This window comes from Xenorhabdus griffiniae, assembly GCF_015163655.1.
GTDB classification, from domain to species: domain Bacteria; phylum Pseudomonadota; class Gammaproteobacteria; order Enterobacterales; family Enterobacteriaceae; genus Xenorhabdus; species Xenorhabdus griffiniae.
In genome coordinates this window covers 1-4453 of sequence record NZ_JADEUF010000179.1, presented here as the reverse complement: position 1 = coordinate 4453, position 4453 = coordinate 1, and the positions used below count along the sequence as shown (strand labels likewise).

Annotated in this window: 3 protein-coding genes and 1 pseudogene; 3 read left to right on the top strand and 1 reads right to left on the bottom strand. The window is 37.6% G+C overall.

The annotated features are described in order from the left end of the window. Positions 1–231 precede the first annotated feature (231 nt). From IQ211_RS18105 to uhpC, 3 genes are all read left to right on the top strand, one after another. The gene (locus tag IQ211_RS18105; RefSeq protein ID WP_189760779.1) at positions 232–864 is read left to right on the top strand and encodes a response regulator transcription factor; all 633 of its coding nucleotides are present in this window, start codon (positions 232–234) and stop codon (positions 862–864) included. A gap of 3 nt (positions 865–867) precedes the next feature. After that, positions 868–2445 carry an MASE1 domain-containing sensor histidine kinase gene (locus IQ211_RS18100; protein ID WP_189760780.1) on the top strand — a complete coding sequence of 526 codons (1578 nt, stop codon included), beginning with the start codon at positions 868–870 and terminating at the stop codon, positions 2443–2445. Positions 2446–2512: 67 nt separating this feature from the next. After that, complete coding sequence (gene uhpC, locus IQ211_RS18095; protein WP_399478416.1) at positions 2513–3808, top strand: MFS transporter family glucose-6-phosphate receptor UhpC; 1296 nt, start codon at positions 2513–2515, stop codon at positions 3806–3808. A 67-nt stretch (positions 3809–3875) separates the two neighbouring features. Here uhpC and IQ211_RS18090 read toward each other — a convergent pair. Next, a pseudogene (locus IQ211_RS18090) lies at positions 3876–4176 on the bottom strand (transposase family protein); the annotation flags it as partial. Positions 4177–4453 lie beyond the last annotated feature (277 nt).

The following is a 4453-nucleotide window of genomic DNA, read 5'->3' as shown; positions in this document are numbered from 1 at the left end:
ACGCTGGGAGATATAAGACGCATCTTGAAAGGCGATTGGTATATATGGAGGTATAGAAACGGCAATAAAAAATAACAATAATCAACTAAAATCAATATACTTTATCTGCTTTAAAATAAATTTTGTTATCTAACTAACAAATTTAGTTTATTTATTTGCATGAATTTTATTTTATGAACATTATGATATCTGAATGATTTATAATAAAACCCCCTACGACATACAATAAAAATGACGATAAAAATTGCTCTCATTGATGATCATGTTGTTGTCCGTTCAGGCTTTGCTCAATTATTGACACTTGAAGATGATATTATAATCGTTGGCCAATACAGTAGTGCCGATGAGGCATGGCCGGATTTACTAAAAAAAACGATTGATATCGTCATCATGGATATTTCTATGCCCAACGAAAGTGGCCTGCAGCTTCTAACCCGACTTCGTCCTACCAACCCAGATTTTCGTACGATCATGTTAAGCATTTATGACACCGCTGCGCTTGTGCAAAGTGCACTAGATTCAGGTGCACGCGGTTATTTGACGAAATACTGTGGGCCAGAGGAATTAGTACAAGCCGTCCGGTTAGTCCATCAAGGAAACATTTATCTTTGTGCTCATGCAATGAAAGCACTTCGCCAAAAACCTCAAGAAATTACAGCACTACACGCTCTGACACCAAGAGAAAGAGAAATTTTTACCTTATTAGTCGATGGGAGCAGTGTAAAAGTAATTGCTGAGCAACTTGAACTTAGCCACAACACAGTTCATGTCCATCGAGCCAGAATTTTAGATAAATTACAATGTAATACCACTATTGATCTAGTTCATTATGCCCTTAAGAATCAAATCATTACGACGAGTTAAACAATGAATGAAAAATTTCTCTTCATTTTACAATCACTATTCCTCTGTCTATTTTATTCACTGATTTGGATTTCATTATGGGTAATTAGTTTTTATTTTCACAATAGTGGACTACAGTCGACACTATTTTTACCCCAAGGGATACGTTTAGTATTTATGACCTTACTGGGGCGACGTTATCTTCCAATTCTGCTGATGAGTGAAATTAGCATATTGCTATGGCTAAAAAGCGAACAACTCATTATATATCCAATCATTCTACTTTCCCCATTTATTAGCTTGATCCCTGCACTCATTATTCAAAAAATATGGTGGAATTATTCTCTTTATTGGCAACAACTTTCTATTTTATTAGCTGGTGTTATCATTAATAGCCTTTTACAAATTTTATTTTTAAGCTTTTCGTTACCTGATCAAATCAGCTTTATTTTTCTCTCTTCCTTAACTGGCGGATTTTTACTCTCTCCATTCATTTATCTGATTTATGTTTATTTATATGAAAAATATTGGAAGAATCAGCATACTAAAGCTGATATAGCCGATCCACAATTAAGAACATCTTTGCTGATGTGGTGTTTCCTGTTTAGTTTGCTGGGAATAAGTGGCCAATATCTTCTATCCTCGGAAATAGAGTGGTTACTGTCAATTTTAGTCTTTATTCCTAATATATTTATGGCTTATCATTATGGTTGGCAAGGTGGTGTTCTCTCCGCATTATTAGGCAGTTTACTCGTCACTTCTGCCCGTCAATTCAATGGTTCATTCAGTGAATTACAGGAATTGGAGATTTTTTTAACCACGCAAGCTTTATTAGGGATAGGGCTTGGCATTGCCATCAGTCGCCAGCAACAATTAGCAGGTAGCCTAACCTATCAAAAACAATTGGCAAATAATTTAAACCGTTATCGTGAACGACTAGAAAAAGAGTTAGCAACACGCCATATCTTGATGCAAAAATTAGTACATACAGAAGAAGATATCCGTAAAAATATTGCCAGAGAACTCCATGATGCCATCGGGCAAAATATAACAGCTATTCAAATCCAATCTATGCTAATAAAACGGACTTCAACGTTGACATTAGCTCAGAAATCTGCCGAACAGATTAATCACCTCTCCCAACAAATACATCAAACAACACGTCAACTGCTGCGTGAGCTTCGCCCACCGGCACTCGACGAAATGTCTCTTGAACAATCAATTCATCATTTAATAAATGAATTTGCTTTCGAAGAACAAAACATTTGTTGCCATTTTGATTATCAGTTACCACATACTCCCAGTGATAACACGATCACTCTGACACTTTATAGGCTGATTCAAGAATTACTGAACAATATTAGTAAACATGCTAACGCCGACCAAATAAACATTACATTAAAGCAAAAAAGAAATTTAATCGTGCTTCAGGTTGACGATAACGGTATTGGTATTATTGATGATAAAAAAAATACAGGATTTGGGCTTAAGGGGATTGAAGAGCGTGTCCGAGCGCTTGGAGGCCATTGGAGACTCAAAATCCAACAAGGAACCCATGTCAATATATATTTACCAGTAGATTCAGGCAGTAATACTGAATAACAAAAATGCCCTTTTTGGGACGGCTAAAGCAACAACGACTATTCGTATCTTTTTTATGGAGGCACTTATGCAAGGCACCAGCCATGAGCAAATATCACAACATTATCGTTATTGGCGAAGCCATTTGCTCATATCAATGATTATAGGCTATGCCGCATTCTACCTAACTCGCAAAAGTTTGAATATCGTTATGCCCGCCATGCAACTGGAATTGGCTCTTAATAAAAATGATATTGGATGGATAATCAGTTTGTTTTACCTTGCTTATGGCAGTTCAAAATTTTTTTCCGGCATTTTCCATGATCATACTGGTTATCGCTGGTTCATGGGGGTAGGGCTATTAATGACAGGCGTACTGAACATTATTTTTACCTTCTGCTCATCACTGCCCTCCCTATTATTTGTCTGGACGCTGAATGGCTTTTTTCAAGGATGGGGATGGCCAACATGCGCTCGACTTCTCACTCACTGGTATTCTCGTAATGAGCGAGGTTTCTGGTGGGGCTGTTGGAATATATCCATCAATATAAGTGGTATTTTTCTGCCACTATTGTCTGCATTTTTAGCCAATTATTATGGCTGGCGCGCTGCATTATTTGTTCCTGGACTTATCAGCATTGTGCTTGGAATTTGGTTATGCCGGAGGATACGGGGAACTCCACAGGAACATGGTTTACCTAGCGTAGGGGATTGGCGACAAGATACCATGGAGCTACGACAAGAACGGTTATCTTTACCCATGCCTATGATAAAAATTCTTAAGGAAACCATTTTATTCAACCGTACCATCTGGCTCCTTGGTTTTTCTTATATTCTCGTCTATTTCATTAGGATCGCAATTAATGACTGGGGTAATTTATGGTTATTAGAAAAACATGGAGCTAACTTACTGAATGCCAATGCCACACTGTCGCTATTTGAACTGGGAGGGTTATTAGGTGCTCTTTGTTCTGGATGGAGTTCTGATTTATTATTTCGCAGTCAACGTACACCCGTAATTCTACTATTTTCTCTTGGCCTTTTCTTTTCTATGGCTGCACTCTGGTTAATTCCTATAAATAATTACGTATTATTATCTATCTGTATTTTTAGTATTGGTTTTTTTGTATTTGGTCCTCAAATGTTAATTGGCCTTTCAGCAACTGAACACTGCCACAAAAAAGCGGCAGGTACGGTAACAGGATATTTAGGATTGTATGCCTATTATGGCGCCGCAATTGCTGGTTGGCCATTAAGCCAAATCATTGACCACTATGATTGGACAGGCATGTTTGCCTTGCTGACTCTTGCAGCCGCTGTGATAGGGTTATTACTGATGCCAATGTTAATGGCTGACGTCAGTAAAGAGTATAAAACAGACTGATAACAGAATTACCGGTGATGTATTCAAGGTGTTGATTGGTCTTAAACATAACATTTTATTTCGATGAAAGTGACAATAATTCAATCAGTTGTCTTGCTACTGGACCTCCTTTTCCTTTACTTTCAGCGGGCCGATGATACAACGCAACGCCGGATTCAACATCATAAGCACTGACCACATGTAAGACTTCGAACAGGGTTCCTTTGCATGTTCCCCACAGGGTTTTTCCATCAATCTTGATCTATCATTTTGATAATATTGGCAATACAGTGGCGGTGAGGGATACCATGAGTCAGATTAACGTAATTATTCAGCCACTCAATTTGTCTCTCGCCAAATTCCTGAATTGATTTCCAGCCAGACGGCCCACCCTAATAACCCTGTTAATATTATGAGATCTTGCCCTGCTACTGAATTAGATCATGATTAAATCATGCAGCACTCTTGTATCAGCGATTTTCAGTAAAAAAAACTCTATTTTATTTACATATACCAATCCAACTTCAAGATGCGTGCTATATTTCCCCGCACAGTGGGAAAATTAAGGCTTCATATCATCTTACGGAATGCAACTTGAAGTTTGTCGAGTATATTATTATGGATAAAAAATTTTGCACTATTTGATGCCATTACAAACATAATAAA

What these genes read in the sequence shown, in the direction of transcription:
- IQ211_RS18100 (WP_189760780.1), top strand. Translation starts at nt 868, where the DNA reads ATGAATGAAAAATTTCTCTTCATTTTACAATCACTATTCCTCTGTCTA.
- uhpC (WP_399478416.1), top strand. Translation starts at nt 2,513, where the DNA reads ATGCAAGGCACCAGCCATGAGCAAATATCACAACATTATCGTTATTGG.
- IQ211_RS18105 (WP_189760779.1), top strand. Translation starts at nt 232, where the DNA reads ATGACGATAAAAATTGCTCTCATTGATGATCATGTTGTTGTCCGTTCA.